This window comes from Corynebacterium sp. HMSC067D03, assembly GCF_001811185.1.
Taxonomy (GTDB): Bacteria; Actinomycetota; Actinomycetes; order Mycobacteriales; family Mycobacteriaceae; genus Corynebacterium; species Corynebacterium coyleae.
In genome coordinates, this window is the sequence record NZ_KV803825.1 from 1 (window position 1) to 16242 (window position 16242).

13 protein-coding genes are annotated in these 16242 nt (G+C 59.8%); 4 read left to right on the forward strand and 9 right to left on the reverse strand.

Translation table 11 applies throughout. From position 1 onward, the window contains the following. Positions 1–70: 70 nt before the first annotated feature. The 5 genes from HMPREF2785_RS07580 to HMPREF2785_RS07600 form a co-directional block, all read right to left on the reverse strand. Complete coding sequence (locus tag HMPREF2785_RS07580) at positions 71–3607, reverse strand: type I restriction endonuclease subunit R (RefSeq protein ID WP_070614744.1); 3537 nt, start codon at positions 3605–3607, stop codon at positions 71–73. A gap of 2 nt (positions 3608–3609) precedes the next feature. Then, the gene (locus HMPREF2785_RS07585; RefSeq protein ID WP_083308927.1) at positions 3610–4740 is read right to left on the reverse strand and encodes a restriction endonuclease subunit S; all 1131 of its coding nucleotides are present in this window, start codon (positions 4738–4740) and stop codon (positions 3610–3612) included. Further along, complete coding sequence (locus HMPREF2785_RS07590; protein WP_070614748.1) at positions 4733–6733, reverse strand: type I restriction-modification system subunit M; 2001 nt, start codon at positions 6731–6733, stop codon at positions 4733–4735. Before HMPREF2785_RS07590 ends, HMPREF2785_RS07585 begins: the two co-directional genes overlap by 8 nt. Positions 6734–6917: 184 nt before the next feature. After that, entirely contained in the window at positions 6918–7151 is a 234-nt protein-coding gene (locus HMPREF2785_RS07595) for a hypothetical protein (RefSeq protein ID WP_141743406.1), read from the reverse strand. Between the two features lie 74 nt (positions 7152–7225). After that, a complete protein-coding gene (locus HMPREF2785_RS07600) occupies positions 7226–8026 on the reverse strand; it encodes a YwiC-like family protein (RefSeq protein ID WP_371440490.1) in 801 nt (266 codons plus the stop codon). Positions 8027–8192: 166 nt separating this feature from the next. Between HMPREF2785_RS07600 and HMPREF2785_RS07605 the strand changes: the two genes are divergently transcribed. After that, on the forward strand, positions 8193–9077 hold the full coding sequence (locus HMPREF2785_RS07605; protein ID WP_070614750.1) for an SLAC1 family transporter: 885 nt from the start codon (positions 8193–8195) through the stop codon (positions 9075–9077). Positions 9078–9082: 5 nt separating this feature from the next. Here HMPREF2785_RS07605 and HMPREF2785_RS07610 read toward each other — a convergent pair whose 3' ends face one another. Genes HMPREF2785_RS07610 through HMPREF2785_RS07620 form a run of 3 tightly spaced genes read right to left on the reverse strand, consistent with a single transcriptional unit; the run spans position 9083 to position 12896 of the window. Beyond that, positions 9083–10777: an ABC transporter ATP-binding protein gene (locus tag HMPREF2785_RS07610; protein ID WP_246821199.1), complete on the reverse strand. Its 1695-nt coding sequence runs from the start codon at positions 10775–10777 to the stop codon at positions 9083–9085. A 38-nt stretch (positions 10778–10815) separates the two neighbouring features. Next, positions 10816–12594, reverse strand: a complete 1779-nt coding sequence (locus tag HMPREF2785_RS07615) for an ABC transporter ATP-binding protein (protein ID WP_070614754.1) — start codon at positions 12592–12594, stop codon at positions 10816–10818. After that, positions 12591–12896, reverse strand: coding sequence for a hypothetical protein (locus tag HMPREF2785_RS07620; RefSeq protein ID WP_070569688.1), 306 nt, complete (start codon positions 12894–12896; stop codon positions 12591–12593). The genes HMPREF2785_RS07615 and HMPREF2785_RS07620 overlap by 4 nt, the downstream gene beginning before the upstream one ends. Before the next feature lie 780 nt (positions 12897–13676). Between HMPREF2785_RS07620 and HMPREF2785_RS07630 the strand changes: the two genes are divergently transcribed. The 3 genes from HMPREF2785_RS07630 to HMPREF2785_RS07640 all read left to right on the forward strand — a co-directional run bounded on the left by HMPREF2785_RS07630 (position 13677) and on the right by HMPREF2785_RS07640 (position 15941). Next, on the forward strand, positions 13677–14753 hold the full coding sequence (locus HMPREF2785_RS07630; RefSeq protein WP_070483501.1) for a glutathione S-transferase family protein: 1077 nt from the start codon (positions 13677–13679) through the stop codon (positions 14751–14753). 461 nt (positions 14754–15214) lie between these two features. Further along, positions 15215–15619, forward strand: a complete 405-nt coding sequence (locus HMPREF2785_RS07635; RefSeq protein WP_070422685.1) for a hypothetical protein — start codon at positions 15215–15217, stop codon at positions 15617–15619. Further along, positions 15612–15941 (forward strand): transcriptional regulator, encoded by a 330-nt coding sequence (locus HMPREF2785_RS07640; protein ID WP_070422684.1) that lies wholly within the window; start codon positions 15612–15614, stop codon positions 15939–15941. Before HMPREF2785_RS07635 ends, HMPREF2785_RS07640 begins: the two co-directional genes overlap by 8 nt. A gap of 70 nt (positions 15942–16011) precedes the next feature. Here the strand turns inward: HMPREF2785_RS07640 and HMPREF2785_RS07645 are convergent. Then, positions 16012–16242 (reverse strand): transposase (locus tag HMPREF2785_RS07645; RefSeq protein ID WP_210386102.1); only part of this gene is annotated, 231 nt, incomplete at its 5' end.

Sequence of the window (16242 nt, forward strand, 5' to 3'; positions counted from 1 at the left end):
TACTCAAACGGAACAAAACCTGGGACACTTCAGTTTTCTTTTCAGAAGATATCGGCCCCGTCCTTGCCCCTTAGTAGTGCTCCACCGCGTACATCACGACGCCTTGGTACAGATCACCGTCCACTGGCAGCGAGTGTCCGACGAACTGTGAGCGAACCACCTCGAACACGTTGGAGGTTCCACGGTTCGACAGCGCTTCGTCCAGTGACCGCGCGAGTTGCTCCTCAACAGTAGAAGCACCAGCGTGCATGAGCATTACATCGAGAAGGTCCTGGATACGACGTTCAACCGGCGACTCATCCTGGGGTTCTTCCGCACCACCGATGAGCGCGTCGTCCGGCACTGCGATCCCGCGCGCCTTGTCTTCCATTGCGGCAACTGCAAGACGGGACATTGCAGCGGTGAGAACGTTCAGCGCGTCTTCGCCACCGAGCATGAGGTTAGTGAACTGCTCGTGCTCAGCGTCGGCGCCCAAGATTGCGGAAAGCACTTTGTCGCGAAGTTTCGGTGACTTTGCCAACGCCTCCTGCGGGTTCTTGGTGGCAAGGGCTTCCACTTCTTCGTCGTTAGCTAACGCCTCCCACACGGCATGAACCATGCGGGTATTCGCCGAGTTGGACATGTCGATGCCTGCAGCGGAGAACAGCTCGTTGACCTGCTCCACTGCTTCGCGGAATGCGCCTTGCAGCGGATCCCCTGCCCCACCGGTAGAGACACGACCATCGAACCCTGGAACAGGGAGCGGGGCTCGCGAATCCTCGATGTTGAGTTTCAGCTCAACGCCTGTTTCAACGTCACCCATGACGGCGGTCTTCACTACCTCGACGCCGGTGACGTAGTCCTCCTCGCGTGCTTTCTTGCCAAGCTTGAGGTTGCGCGCGAGCAGGTCAGCGAAGATTGCACGCTTGTGCAGAGTGATGTCTTGGAAGTCGATGAACTGGCTCAAGAAGTCCCACGCGTGAACGTACTTCACCAGGTTCGCACGGAAATCTGTCGCCACTGCTTCGTTGTTTTTATCCCCGGAGATCAAAGCGCCTCCGTAGAACTTGGTCCACCGGGTAATGATCGGATCGATACCAATTCGAATCAGGCTGTCTTTCTTCTTCACATCGATGTCCCGATCCATCACCGTGTTGGCGATCGCTTCCATCTCCTCGGTGTCGTAGAACTGGGAGGTGTCCAGCACGCGAGCAAGATCCGCAAGCACGTCGGGGTCTACCTCGGTGTCGATAGATGCCTGCGAGTAGTACGGCTGGAACGACTGAAGAATCGTTTCGGGGTCATTGACGAAGTCGACCACGAAAGTCTTGGTCTTATTCTTCGATGGCATCGTCCTGTTCAGGCGCGAGAGCGTCTGAACCGCCATCACGCCGGACAGAGGCTTATCCACGTACATCGCTGACAGGCGTGGTTCGTCAAAGCCTGTCTGATACTTGTTTGCCACGATGAGGAACTTGTACGCCTCACCGTCGAACATCTTCGTCGTTTCCATGCGACGATGACCCTCAGGTGCGTTTTCGTTATTGAGGGAGGATTCCGTAACAATTTCCTCAATGTCCTCATCCTTGGACACGTCAAGCGAACCAGAGAACGCCACAAGTGCTTCAAGCCCCTGATACTTCGGGTTGGACTTGATCACGTCCTGCACTGCCCGGAACCAGGTGTATGCGCTCATGCGGTCGTCGCAAACGACCATTGCTTTCGCGGTCGATCCGAGCAGGAAGCGCACGTTGTTGTTGAAGTGCTCGACGGCCACTTCAGCCTTGGAGTGGATCGTCTTCTCGTGGGAGCGAACGAAGTGCTTGAGTGCAGATTTTGCCTCGCCAAGAATGACGTCGTCTTCGCGGCCAAGTTGATCTTCGATCTTGGCGTAGAGCGATAGCGAGATGTAGTTCTGAAGCACATCCAGGATGAAGTTCTCGTCGATTGCCTGCGCCATGGAGTACAGGTCAAACGCCACGTACTTCTCTGGATTGTCCGGAGATGGCTCACCAAACACGGCAAGCGTCTTCGCCTTGGGTGTTGCGGTCAACGCAACGAGCGTGACGTTCGACGACCGCGCGACCGCCGAGTCTCGCTGCTGCTGCAGACGGTCCTTTTCAACACGCGTGAGCTCGCCAGACGGAGTCGAACCAGCAGGGTCGCTGAGCGCTGCCCCACCATCGAGCGTCTCTTCGTCTTCAATATCCGCAGCCGCTCGCGTTGCTGCTTCCGCAAGCTCGTCAGGGGTGTCCGAAAGTGTCTCGAGCAGCGTGCGCGATGCCTTGCCGTGCTGGGACGAGTGCGCTTCGTCGATAATGACCAGCCAGCGGCGGTTTCGCAGTTTCGGCGAACGGTCAATCGTTTGCGCCAGCGCCGGGAAGGTCTGCAGCGTACAGGACAAAATACGCTTGCCCTGGGTGAGATAGTGGTTGAGTTTCTCCGACTTTGAGGTGTCATCGCTGGTGATGTTGATGACCATGCCTTCAGAGGCCTGCAGCAGCGAGAGTCCGTCCGCGACGTTCTTATCCAGCACGGTACGATCCGTAACGACGATTACGCAATCGAAAAGTTTCGTACCGTCTTCATGGATCATCTTGTTGGCACGGTGCGCCAACCACGCAATCGTTTTCGTCTTGCCGGAACCCGCAGAGTGCTGGATCAAGTACCGCCGACCGGTGCCGTTGGTTGCAACATCGCTGGTGACGCGTTCAACAGAGCGCAATTGGTGGAAGCGCGGGAAGATCAGACGCCCCTCGTTGCCCTTCGTAGACGGCTCCCACAGTGCGTAATCCTTCAGGATGCGCAGCAGCAGATCTGGTGAGCACACCCAGTCCCACAGGTAGGAAACGTTGTACCCGTTGGGGTTGTCTGGGTTGCCAGCGCGGCCTTCCTCGGTTCCCTGGTTGAACGGAAGGAAGACAGTATCGGTGCCGTTGAGTTCCGTGGTCATCATGACTTCACGCGAGGACACCGCGAAGTGGACGAGACAGCGGCCGGGGTTGAGCAGCGGGCGGCTGGAGCGATTCGGCTTGCGGTCGTGCTTGTACTGCTTGACAGCATCGTCAATAGACTGCGTGTTGTCAGTCTTGAGTTCCATGGTGATGACGGGAATGCCGTTGACCAGCAGCACAAGGTCAATCTCGCCTAGGCCACCTTTTTCAAAGTGGACTTGCTGCAGCACGCGTAGGCGGTTTTCCTTCGCCTTGTCGATCACATCCGTCTTCGCCGAGTCATACGGGTAGAAGCCCGCCATGTCCGGGAAGTTCACGGTGCCAAGGTCTGTCTGTGTAAACGAGAACCCATCTCGCAACGTGCCCAGGAGTCCGCCGTTGACCTTCTTTGTGATGCCATCGAGAATCGGCGTGTAGTCAAGCTCCTTGGTCAGACGCTTCAGCAGCCGGTGCTCGCGAGACTTTCGCTCTGTATCGTTCGCAGACTCAGGAATCGCCCGCTCGTATTGCTCCGGATACTGAGTCTTCAGCCAGTGGAGTACGTCTTCGGGGAACAGTCCAAGTTCGGGGTCGAACCCCTTGTCGTTGGCACCCTCGTTCCAGATCCAACCTTGGCTGTTGAGAGATCGGCAGATGGTCAGTTCCATCGCTTCTTCAAGTATTGGGTTCACCATGATTAGACCTCTTTCCGGCCCGTAACGACTTCAGTGATCAGCGCAGTTTTGCGTGCTTTGAGGTTTTCGATGAGTTTGGTGGATTCCTCGATGAGCGCGTCCATTTTCGCGGTCTCTCGGTCGAGTTTTTCCGCGATTTGGCGTTGTTTCTCCACGGGAGGAAAAGAAATCCTCTCGCGCAAAACCTTGGAAGCTGCGATCACCGGCTGAGCAGAAGCTTGAGAAAGTTTGCCAAGATTAAGTGACCTTAAAGAATGCTCTAACCAGGTCAAATCGACAGATATTTTTGGCTGAACAATTAGTGCATTGTCGGTTATGAACGCAGGTGCGTGTACCCGGTGAACATTTCCGCAGAGAGCACCAACTCTCCCTACGATCAAGCAGTCCTCGTCGATGTTGCCTGTGCGAGTTCGCCCCAACACACCATTCCCTCCAAATACGGGCAGATCATGTTCGGGGTCGACTTCAGATAGCGGGATGAAGTCTCCGGAATATAGCCTGCAAACGAGACCAAGCGGGATCGCGGGATAGGTTTCTTGTGAGAGAACCTCAGTGACTTTCATTGGCTTCCTCAGCAGGAGACTCTTTACCAGCACTTCGAATTCTCCGATCATCGCGTCCATCTCACCGGTTTCCTTATCGAGGTAATCAGCGATACGGCGTTGAGTTTCGAAGTCAGGTAGAGGGATACTCTGAACTGCAACCTTTTCTGCGGTGAAGTGTTTTAGCGAGACAGCGGAACAGACCCTGTCGACGTGTCCACTCCGGTAGAGATAATCCATTGCATAAAATAAATACTTCGGGTGAGTTGTCAGTTTCGGTCTTAACCGTATGACCGAGTTTTGAAACCCTACTCCCGGGAGATCATTGCCAATGAAGGCTGGCCTTCCGACATCTCCGCCCTCTGTGACTAGCGTGTCTCCTTCATGCAGGCTCAATCTCTGAAGCTCAGATGGAGTAAACCACATTTCACGGGCTTCTGAATCCTCGTTAAGAAGCCCATTCGTCCCTATCTTTCCAGCATAAATGTATTTACATAACAGATCATCGCCGAATTCCTGGTTCGGTTGAAGCATCTTCCCAAGAGTTACTGTTGATGCAACCCAAACTGGCGCCAACGGAAAATCAGTCATCGGACCGTACCTCCCTGAACATGCCGTAAATACGATCCAGAGACGCAGCGATGTCTGCGTCCAGTTCCTCCAGCGATCGGGACTCTTCTGGCCTGTAGAACAGGCGCGTCAACGGCAACTCCGTCCCCACCTTCGCCAAGGACTCATCCCACTGCATATCCGGGACAAACGGGAGCACTTCACGCTCCATATGCTCGGAAACATCCTCTAGGTACGGCACACGCTCGATCACCTTGGTCGATGCATCTACGACCGGGTTGCCCTTCTCGTCGAGAGAGGCTGGTGCGTTATCATCTTCAACGGCAAGCGCTTTCATGATGTGCTTGAGCAACGGAGCGCCCATCTTCACGCCATGTTCCTTAGCTGCAGCCTTCAGCGCCTTTGGGAGGTCGTTGTACTCGCGCCCGTCCATCTCACGGATGACTGCTTCATGCTCCGGGAATGCAGACTTATGCTCCATGGCTTCTGCCACCGTTTCGTCCGTGACACTCACCGCGTAGTGCGCCAACTTGAACATCGGCACGTCGCGGTAGGTCAGGTCGTCGGCAGTGACGATGATAGAGCGGTCGTTTTCCTTGAAATCCTTGTAGATCTTCGTAATCTCGCGGATGTTGTCTTCCGAGAACTCGACGCGCTTCTGCCCCATGTTCTTGCGCATTGGCGCACACATCTCGGTCGCGTCGATGAACTGGATCTTGCCACGGCGACGTGGCTCCTTGTTGCGATCAAGAATCCAGATGTAGGTAGCAATACCGGTGTTGTAGAACATGTCATTCGGCAGCGCGATTATCGCGTCCAGCACTTCAACGCCGCCTTGTGCACCGATGAGATACTTGCGGATGCTGTCCGGACCGCTTTCCGCATCCCCTGTAAACAGTGGTGAACCGTTGGTAACTACGGCTGCGCGTCCGCCCTTCGTTGCGCCTTCTGCGGCAGCGAGTTTGTGCGCAATATGCATCAAAAACAACATCTGCCCGTCGCTGACTGCGGGTAGCCCCTCCGCAAAACGTGGATCGCCCTGCTCCTGGAGCGCTTTGACGTCCTTCTGGAACGCCTTCCAGGAAGAGCCGTACGGCGGGTTCGCCATGATGTAGTCAAAGGTTTCATCGGCGAACTGATCGTTGGTCAGAGAGTTGCCGAACTTCAACACTTCTGGATTCTTAAACCCCTGCATGAGCAAGTCAGACTTGCCCATAGCGAAGGAAGATTCCTTGAGCTCTTGTCCTGCAACGACGATGTCAATACCTGGGTTGATAGCCCGGAGCGCATCACGTGCGGCAATGAGCATGCCGCACGTACCGGCGGTGGGGTCGTAGACGGAACGGATGATGCCGTCCTCTTCCAGTTCCGCGTCATCCGAGGTGAACAGGATGGACGTCATCAGGCGAATCGCGTCGCGCGGGGTATAGAACTCACCAGCGTCTTTCGCCTTTCGGGCAAACGAGCGATACATCAGGTTTTCAAAGATGTCGCCCATCGTCTGATCCTGGAGCGCCTCGTCAGACATGTCGATGGACGCGAAGTGGTTCACCACATTCCAGAGTTGGTTATTGCGGTCAAGGAAGTCGATGAGTTTCTCAAACTCGAACGCTTTCCAGATCTCTTGGATATTTGCAGAGAACGCCCTGAGGTACTGACCTAATCCTTCCTTCAACGTGTCGTCGGAGGTAGCCAGGCGCTCGAGAGACAACTCCGAGGTGTTCCAAAAGCGAAGCTTGAACATGCTCTCGATCATGAGGTTCACGATCGAAGGGTCTGTTCCCTTCACGTTCTCCCGGTGAACAAGATCCAAAACGTCTTTCTTCGTCGATTCCAGTCGCCCCTCGAGACGGCGCAGCACCGTGAACGGAATGATGTAGTCACCGTAATTCTCGGCTGGAACGATCAAGCGGAGGTAATCGTCGGCAGTCTGCCAAATGGCGGCATTGAGGCTGTTGAGCTTGGCAGTTTGCTTCGGCGTGATCGAATCGAGGATCTCTGAGGTGTCAGTCATCGTTGCTTCCTTATGAATCTGTAGACGCCTGATTGTCCCACAGGAATCACTCATTTTCAGGCAACAAATATTGGTGTTTCACCGCACGAGCGGGAGGTTTGCAGCGCAGTACCGCTAGCCAAACAAACCCCTGCACGCTCCCCCGTTGTACGCGTGAACACATTTCTCTTTACCTTCCTGCAAATCACAAATTAAGGCAGGCTTTGACTAGGCACGGGTAGTCGTCCTTCACGTGGCGTACGGGGATAAACCACAAAGCAAGAAGCGCAAGTGCGGCGATCACCCCAGCTGGAACGGAGTAGAACACGAGCCATCCGCCCACCCCAAACAGAATCCGCCCTACTGCAAAGAACGCCGCCCCTAACAGGCTCAGGATAAGCGCCGCGACGGAGTTGATACGGACATTCCGGCAGTTCATGCACCACATCATACGGCGGAACCCATGGGCTGTATCTCAATCAGCCAAAGTGACGAGGCAGTAAATGAGGCGCCTTAGAGCAGCACAACGATGACCACCAGCACAGTGATGGCAGCATCCAGAAGTCCGACGACCTTCGGCGTCCATGGCTTCTCACGACGTGCGCCGGTAATCGGCATCAGCGTCGCCCGCGCGAGCAACACGACGGCCACGACGATGATCGCTGGGTGGAACGGATGCCCGCCGGTGCAAAGCACGGCGACGACGGCGGCGACAAGCACGACGACGTGATAGCCCACCGACCCGATGAACCAGGGCCTGGAGCCGCGTTCACGGATGAGCGTCTTCACGTAGGGCACAGTGCCAACGAAGTACGCCAGGTACACGGCAAATGCGGCCCACGCCTCCGCATCCAGGCCTCCCCCGGCCCAGGCGGCCACCGGCAGGATGAGGCAGGCTGCTACGACAGTGGAAACACCCGACAACAGCGACCTCGGACGCCGCTTCCATGCCTCGAATACGGCTATGGCCACCAACGGTGCGAACGCCGGGACCCACATGAGAAGCCGCCAGTTGAAGATCAGCGTTGTCACACCCGCGACGGCCGCGAGCGCCCCGTAGACCACGACCGGGGGCCGGTTGCGTTCGCGGAAGCGCGAGCGGATCCAGACGCTGCTGGCGAAAAACGTGAAATAGCCGAGCCACCAGGTCAGCACCAGGGGAATCGCAGTCCACGACGGCGCCAGGATGACGCCGGTGATAGCGGGGACGGTAACCATAAACCAGGCGCCGTGTTGGTCGGGCACCCAACCGGGTGAGCGTCGGCGTGTGCGGGGGTTGCGCGACACGCTACGCTGCGCCTGGCTCTTCGACATGTTTTCACCCTACTGATGCGAATCCGTGATGGGCAATTGGCGTGGTCTTTTCCGTCGATTCGAAGCACCCGGCGCCGTCGCGCGCTTCAGGCCAATCGCGTTCTAAAAACCACAAAGCCCCGACCCAAAGTGGATGAGGAGAGGTGGCAGGCCTAGCGTTAGTCCTATGACGTTGCCAAAGTTCGGTCCCGCTTGGGCCGGTGCTTTAATGGGAACCTCGATTGCGTCGAGTTTGACTGGGTTACATGGATTTCATGTAGCCCAGCTCGTGTTTGCGCTCATCGCGGCGGGACTCCTTGTTGTGTTCACGGTCGGCGTGCGCAATGAGCCGCCGCGGCACCAGAACATGGCGGCGTGGGGCATGTACGCGATGGGGCTGCTCGCGTGCGGCTCGGCGTGGACGGCACTCACGGGCAACGATGCGTTCCAGCTGTTCAGCTGGTGGGTCGGTGCGCCACTGGCCATCATCGTGTGCTTGTGGCAACTCTGGGGTTTGTGGAAGCAGTCCGCGCACTACACCGAGCCTGCGTTCCCGTGGGGCTTGGCGCTCGTGTCCCCGATGGTCGCTGCGACATCCGCCGGGCAGCTGGCCACCCATCACGGCGAGTTTTATCACTACGCGGGTGAGCTGTGCTTCTTCCTCACGTTCTTCACCGCGATCCCACTCTTCCTCTACTGCTACTGGTCCCGCACGCGCCCACGTGGCGCCGCCGCGGGTACAGCGTGGATTCCCCTCGGTGTTGTCGGCCAGTCGACGGCAGCATCGACATTGCTTTTCGACGCCCACCTGTACGGCCTCATCATGTTCACCCTCGGCGCACCGTGTGTCCTCTACGCCATGTACTGCTTCTACGAGGCTGTCCTCCACTGGGCGCCCTACGGCCCTGGTTGGTGGGGCTCTACCTTCCCCGTGGGCACCCTGTGCTTGGGTGCTTGGGACGAAGGCTGGCACACACTTTCCTTGGCGCTCCTCGTGCTCTTGCTCCTCCACTGGGGTGTCTGCGCGGTGCGCTTTGGCTCCTGGGAACTAAGCCAATCTGGCGCTAGATGAACTAGCTATCCGCGCTTCTCCGATGCCGTCGTCGTGGCGGTCCACGACTCGGCATAGGGGCCGCCCTTCGCCAGCAATTCATCGTGCGTGCCCCGTTCTGCGACCGTCCCGTCCTCCGAAAGCACGACGATGAGGTCGGCATCGCGGATGGTGTGCAGGCGATGGGCGACGACGATCACAGTGTGATCGCCGCGCAACGCCTCAATCGTGCCGACGATCGCCCGCTCAGTGGCCGCATCCAGCGAGGACGTCGGCTCGTCGAGAAGCACCACCGGGGAATCCTTCAGAAGCGCCCGGGCGATGGCGAGGCGCTGCCGCTCACCTCCCGACAGCAGCGTCCCCTCCTCCCCCACCGGGGTATCCCACCCGGAAGGCAGCAGCTCCACGATGCGGTCCACCCCGGAACGCCGGGCAGCCTCGCGCAAGCGGTCCCCGTCACCGGGCCTGGAACCGAAGCCGGGGTCGGCGAAGACCAGGTTGTCCCGCACGGACGCGTCGAAAAGGAACGTCTCCTGGAACACCGGGGTCACCAGCGAGTTCACGCCGTCGGTGCCGATCCGAGGCAAGGGCACCCCGCCGATGAGGATCTCCCCCGAGTCCGGATCGTGAAAACGCGACAGCAGCCGCATGACCGTCGTCTTGCCCGACCCCGACGGTCCCACTACGGCAACCAGCGCTCCCTGAGGTGCACGGAAGCTGACGTCGTCGAGAACCTTCTTATCTCCGTACCCGAAGCTCACACCGCGGAACTCCACGTCATGCCCGTCGGGCAGCTCCGGTGCGGCAGGTTCAGGAAGGGCGGGGATTGCCCGCAGGTCACGCAACGCAGCCAACGTGTTGCGGCCCGCACCGAAACCGCCGGACAACGCTCCCGCCGTGGTGATCGGTCCGGTGAACTGGACGAGCACGATGAGCATCGGCGCCAAATGCGCCGGCGCCATCCCGCCCGTCGCGGCGACTGCCACGGCGACGATCACCGCCGCCGTGAACACCGCATGGACGACCGAACCCAACCGTCCGATGGCCGCCCCCTGCGTCGACGTCGCCTTCGCGAACGCATCGTGCTGGGCCTGGATAGCCTCATCCACCATCGCGTCCGCCGCCGAACCGTCGCCCGCGGCGCGAATCGCCTGCTGGCCGCGGGTGAACTCGATCAGCCTGCTGGAGACGGCAGCGACGGCCTCAGCATGCGCTTCGTCCGACTCCCCGCCGACCCGGCCAATGGCCCGGTAGGCGAAGAAGAGCACCGGCGCCGACGCGACAAGAACCAAACCGACGCGCCAATCCACCGCCAGAATTCCGAAGGCGATGACGGTCGGCGTAACCACCGCGGCGATGACGGGCCGCAGGATCACGTGCGGCACGGACGCCGCGAACGCGATACCCGACGACGCCATCTCCGAAAAGCGGCCGGCCGTGGACTTGGTGACGTACCCGAGTGGCAACGTCAGCACGCGTTCGCCCAGGGAACGCAGCAGGGACGAAAGCACCGCTGCGGAATTCGCCCTGCCAACTGTCCCCGCGGCGAGGGACAGCACCGCATGGGCGGCCGCGAGGCCGGCGATGACGCCGGTGAAACGCCACGCCGTCGCATCATCTCCCTCGGCCAGAGCCGACAGCAGCGGCAGCAGCGCGACGAACGCCGCTCCCTGGGCCAGCGCGGCAAGCGTGGCCAACGCAATGAGCCACACCAGCGTCATTCTCGAGCGCCGATCCGTCATCGACCACAAGTCTCGAATCATCGGTTCCCCGCCTTTTCATCGTCTGATTCAGTACCCCGCGGGGCGGATGGTTCGTCGTCGAGCGTGAACGCGCGCCACAAATCCCGGTAGCGGCCACCGCGCGCAAGCAACTCGTCGTGGGTACCCGCCTCCGCGACCGCTCCCCCATCGAGAACGAGGATGCGGTCGGCGTTGCGGATCGTGCTCAACCTGTGCGCGATCACAATCACCGTCCGCGAACGGGCCAAACGCTCGATTGCGGACTGGATGAGGGCCTCGGAAGCCGGATCCGCGTAAGCGGTTGCCTCGTCGAAGATGAGCACCGGCGCGTCCGTGACGATCGACCTCGCGATGGCTACGCGCTGCGCCTCACCACCGGAAAAGGTCACATCGACGTTGACCACCGAATCCAGGCGCTTCGGCAGCGCCGCGATGACCGCATCGAGGTTCGCGAGCTTCGCGGCCGCCATGATTTCGTCGTCGGTGGCGTCTCTCCTGGCCAGCCGGATGTTCTCCCGCAACGGCAGCGTGAACAACTGCGGATCTTGGAACACCACCGACACCGAGCGGTGCACGTCGCGCACGGCGATGTCACGAAGATCGACGCCGCCCAGCAGCACCGAGCCTTCAGCAGGGTCGTGGAAACGCGCCAACAGCCGGGCGACGGTGGACTTTCCGGAACCGGAGGACCCCACCAGCGCAGTGAGGGTCCCTGGTTCGAACGTCGCGGACATCCCGTCGAGGACCCGCGGCCCATCGCCGTAGGAGAAGACCAGGTTCCGGACCTCGAGCGCGCCTCCGCGCGCGGGCACCGGATCGGCGGGCTCGGCGATCGGCGGCGTGCTCAGTACCTCCGCGATGGACTTCAGGGCAGCGATCCCCGCGATGATGGGTTCGGAGTTCATGGCCACCCGCACGATCGCCGCGGAGAGTCCAAGGCTGAGAACCAGCCCGGCGACGAGACCCTCCGGTATGCCGCCCGCGGCGTCCCTCAGAGCGAGGCCGGCCCCGCACACCACTGCGAGAACTGTGGTCGGGGACGTCACCACGTCGATGAGCCCGAGATAGATGTTCGACTGCCGGGACCAGGCGGACCACGCGCGGACGAACGACAACGCCGCGGCATCGTAGCGACCCGCGCCCTGGTTAGCGCGCCCGAAGGACTTCATCACCGGGATACCGCGCACCAGCTCGATGACCGCGGCCGTCACTCCTTCGGAGGCTCGCTCGTAGTCGCGCTGAAGAGCGGCTCCGCGCGAAATCATCACGCCCATCAGGGCGAAGGTGACCAGCACCGGGATGACCGCCACCACCGCGATCCGCCAATCCACCACGACGAGCGCGATGAGGGAAAGCAGGGGAACCAGCACCGCCACCACGGTCTCACCGACGGTGTGGCCCATGAGCTGGTGGACAGCCGCGACGTCCTTCTCAACCGACTCGATGATTCCCGACGAGCGCCGGGCGTCCAGCCAGCCCAGCGGTAACTTCCGGATTTGGGCGACCAGCCGGCGCCGGAGGTGGAGCTGCAGGTCGTTATCCGCCCGGTGCGAGAGCATGCCGGCGGCGCCGTCTGCGGCCATGCGCACCGTTGCGGCGACGACGATGACAGCCACGGCCAACCACGTCCGATGCTCCGGGGCCTCCGGGTACGTCATCGCGATGTCGATGATGCCGACCAGCGAAGCGACGGTAGCCACCGACGACAGGACAGATAACGCGACCACCGCCCGCATCCGGGTCCGAATCGGGGCGAGCAGCGACCACGGGCCTACGGTCCCGTCCACAGCGCTCACTTGCCCGCCTCCCCGATCGCGCTTTTCTTCGTGAGAGTGCGGAAGTACACCATGCCGACGTGTGAGGCTCCGCCCAGCTTCAACCCGTTGGCTTCGGCGAGGTCCTCGACCTCGCTGCCCGGCGACCCTGCCGAGCGGCGCGAGGACGTCGGCGACGTGGAATTCCGTCCGGCCCCGAGCCCTTCGACGGCGGCGTCCATCGGTTCACGCGCATAGCGGCTGAGGAACCTCGGCTGGACCTTGTCCTCGTAGGCCGCGAGGAGTCTGAGGTTGTTCTGGACGATCTGGGCAATCGACTTCATCTGGTTCTGTCTCCGGGTGTGTGGGCCGCGTCCACGCGGCGGTTTCAGGTTAGGTGATCGGGTTCGCGGGCCGTCGTCGGCGGTGCCGCCCCCTCTCGGCCGACTCGTCGACTCATTGGTCGCTGTGGTGGGTTCATCAGTCACAAGCGGCACTGTGTTGCCCTCTCAGAAGATAATAACCATTATTACGTTAGGTTAGCCTAACCTCGCATGCGACTCAAGCCCCGTCTCGTGCGTTTGATAGACATTGCTGAAACCGAGATCGCGCAAAACCAGCACACCATTGAGTGACGCGTGGACGAAGACTCAGGATGGGCGCAAGAATCCGCAGGCGTTTTTAACAATCTTCTCGGTGAATCAGCCTGTAAATCCGGGGAATCCCCGTACTCAGGGGACGATCACTACCCCGCTGGAGTGGGAGCAGAAGGCTTCTCCGGATAAGCGCTCTGGTAATGGCCCGAAACCGAAGGTGCGGGCGTGTCCCAAAATGGCACGGCTATGGATCCGGCGCTCGGTCAAGGGGTTCCAGCGCCCTTTCACCGCCATCGACCATAAAGAAGCCAGCTAGGGAGAGAAACACCATGACCGCGATGAAGGCCCAGGATTCGCGCCATCCGAAGGCTTTGTATTGCCTTGTCTCTGGGCCTGTCTCTGGGCCTGTCTCCGGGCTTTCCGTCACACTGCTCATCCTCTTGCAACAGCACATCCCCCCTCGCTCATGATCAGAAACAGCCTATAGTTGACGTGTCACAAACTTTTCACGCGATAAGGGAGGACACGATGACTACAGACGCACAGAAGGACTGGGCAGGCGATGCCCAGAACGCCTCAACAGACGGCGAGTTCAAGCGGGATACGAACTATATCGGTGACCGCATTGTGTCGTCGATAAGCAATGAAGCTTCGCACTGGCCCGTGCAGCCGCACCGCTACCGTCTCATCGCCGCACGTGCCTGCCCATGGGCGCATCGCGCTGTCATCGTGCGGCGCCTGATGGGGCTGGAAGATGTGATCTCCTTGGGCCTGGCTGGCCCGACTCACGACAAGCGCTCCTGGACCTTCGACTTGGATCCGGGCGGCGTGGACCCCGTGCTACAGATCCCCCGCCTGCAGGATGCATACTTCGCACGCTTTCCCGACTACCCGCGCGGCATCACCGTGCCGGCAATCGTGGAAGAAGCAAGCGGCAAGGTGGTGACGAACGATTACAACTCCATGGTCCGCGACTTCCAAACCGAGTGGACCGCCTACCACCGCCCCGGCGCCCCGAACCTGCTGCCACCGGAAGAGCTGCGCGAAGAGGCGGAGGCGATCAACGACTTCCTCTTCCGCAAGTTCAACAACGGCGTGTACCGCGCCGGATTCTCAGCCTCCCAAGACGCCTACGAAGAAGCCTACGACGACGTGTTTGAGGTCCTCGACTGGCTCGAAGACCGCCTAGCCAACCACCGCTTCATCATGGGTGAACACATCACGGAGACCGACGTCCGCGCCTACACCACCCTCATCCGCTTTGATGCCGTCTACCACGGCCACTTCAAGACAAACCGCAACAAGATCACCGAACTCCCAAACGTCTACGGCTACCTCCGCGAGCTGTTTCAAACCCCCGGCTTCGGCGACACCACCGACTTCACGGAGATCAAACAGCACTACTACATCGTCCACCGCGAAGTGAACCCCACCCGGATCGTCCCCTCCGGGCCCGACCTTTCCGGCCTCACCCAACCCCACGGCCGCGACCATCTCCCGGGCTCCCCCTTCGCCGCAGGCACCACCCTCCCCGGCCCACTGCCCGAATCCGAGAAGCTGAAGAACCCCACGGATTTCCAACGGGAGCTCTTCGGGCTGGAGTAGGTCTTCTGGGGTTAGGGGCCAGAAAGTGTGTCTGGGATCGGGGATTTTTAGGTTCTGACCTGTAGGGTAGCGTGAAATATATGCTTTGGGAGCATATATCTGGCCTCAACACGGTGAATCCCCGGTGTGGCTGCCAGTCTGTGGTAGTAGGCGGTGGTGTGGTGGCTCAATGCCAAAGAACCGACCACGCTGCTACTGCGGCGGTGATACCAAACGCAATGGAACAACCAGCAAAGGCACTACCCGATGGGCGATGTAAGGCCGTGGAGCCTCAGTCAATAAAAGTCGGCCAGATGTCACAGTAGCAGACCACCAGCCCCGTTAGACCCCATGCGTAGCTGTATCCCCACTATGCACAGTCTTTCACTTGCACACTTGGCAAGCATTAGACTTGCAATTAAGGCAAGTATTACACTTGCCTTAATTGCAAGCCAGTGAAGTTGACGTTAGGGAGAAGAACGATGAGCGACGACCTTAAGATCATTCACGACGTTCAAAAGCGCACCACGTGGACGCAGAGCTGGTGGGCGGTGGCGATAGTGGCGCTTGGCGCCGGCGGCGGTATCGCGCTATTCAAGCTGTCATGGTGGTACGGCCTCGCGGTTCTTGTACCGACGTTCGTTCTGGGCTATCTCCTCAAAGATAAGATTGCGAACCCCTTCGTTCGGGTCAATCCCAATATGGGGCCGAGTAATGATCGCGCCACCTGGTCACGAGTACTGCTGCCAGGTGCCATGATGTTCTCCACCGTGCCGACGCCTGATACTTGGCCGTGGATGATTGTCTGCGGCGTCGTTGTTTCTACGGCGACGGCATGGATGTTGTATGAGAACCGCAACGCCGCCGTAAAGGGCGTCAATGTCTAAGGATCCTTCACCACGCCCAGCAAAGCTGGATCCGGTCATCCACCCCATCAATCGGCTTAAAATTTGTGCCACGCTGTTCCATTCAGGCGCAACCGGCGGCAGGCAGATGAAATACGCCGTGCTTGCAGAGCTCACCGAGCTTCCTGCCGATACGCTTTCCAAGCAGTTGAAACATCTTGAGGACAGCGGCTATATCAGCCGCACCCGCGAATATGGCTCCACGCGCGCGAAAGACGCCGTCTGGGTCGCGTTGACCCAGACTGGAACAGAAGCCTATGCACAGCACGTTGCGGCGCTTAAAGCCATGACAGAGGGCTCATAGATTGGGTCAAGTCCCGTGAAGTGGTGTAGCCGTTTGTGCTTTCGGCTCGGTATGAAGTTCGGGGTTTTGGTTAGGCGGTTAGTTGGTGGTGGTCGCCATGATCACCTCCTGTTTGGTGCATGAGGCGTTTGGTGTGTTCGAGTGCAGATAGTGACATGTAGCGTTTTTGTTGGATCCAATCGTCGTGCTGTTCAGCGAGGACCGCGCCGACAAGCCGGATGATGGATTCGCGGTTCGGGAAGATGCCAACGACGTCGGTGCGCCGGCGGATCTCCCGGTTTAACCGTTCGGTGGGGTTGTT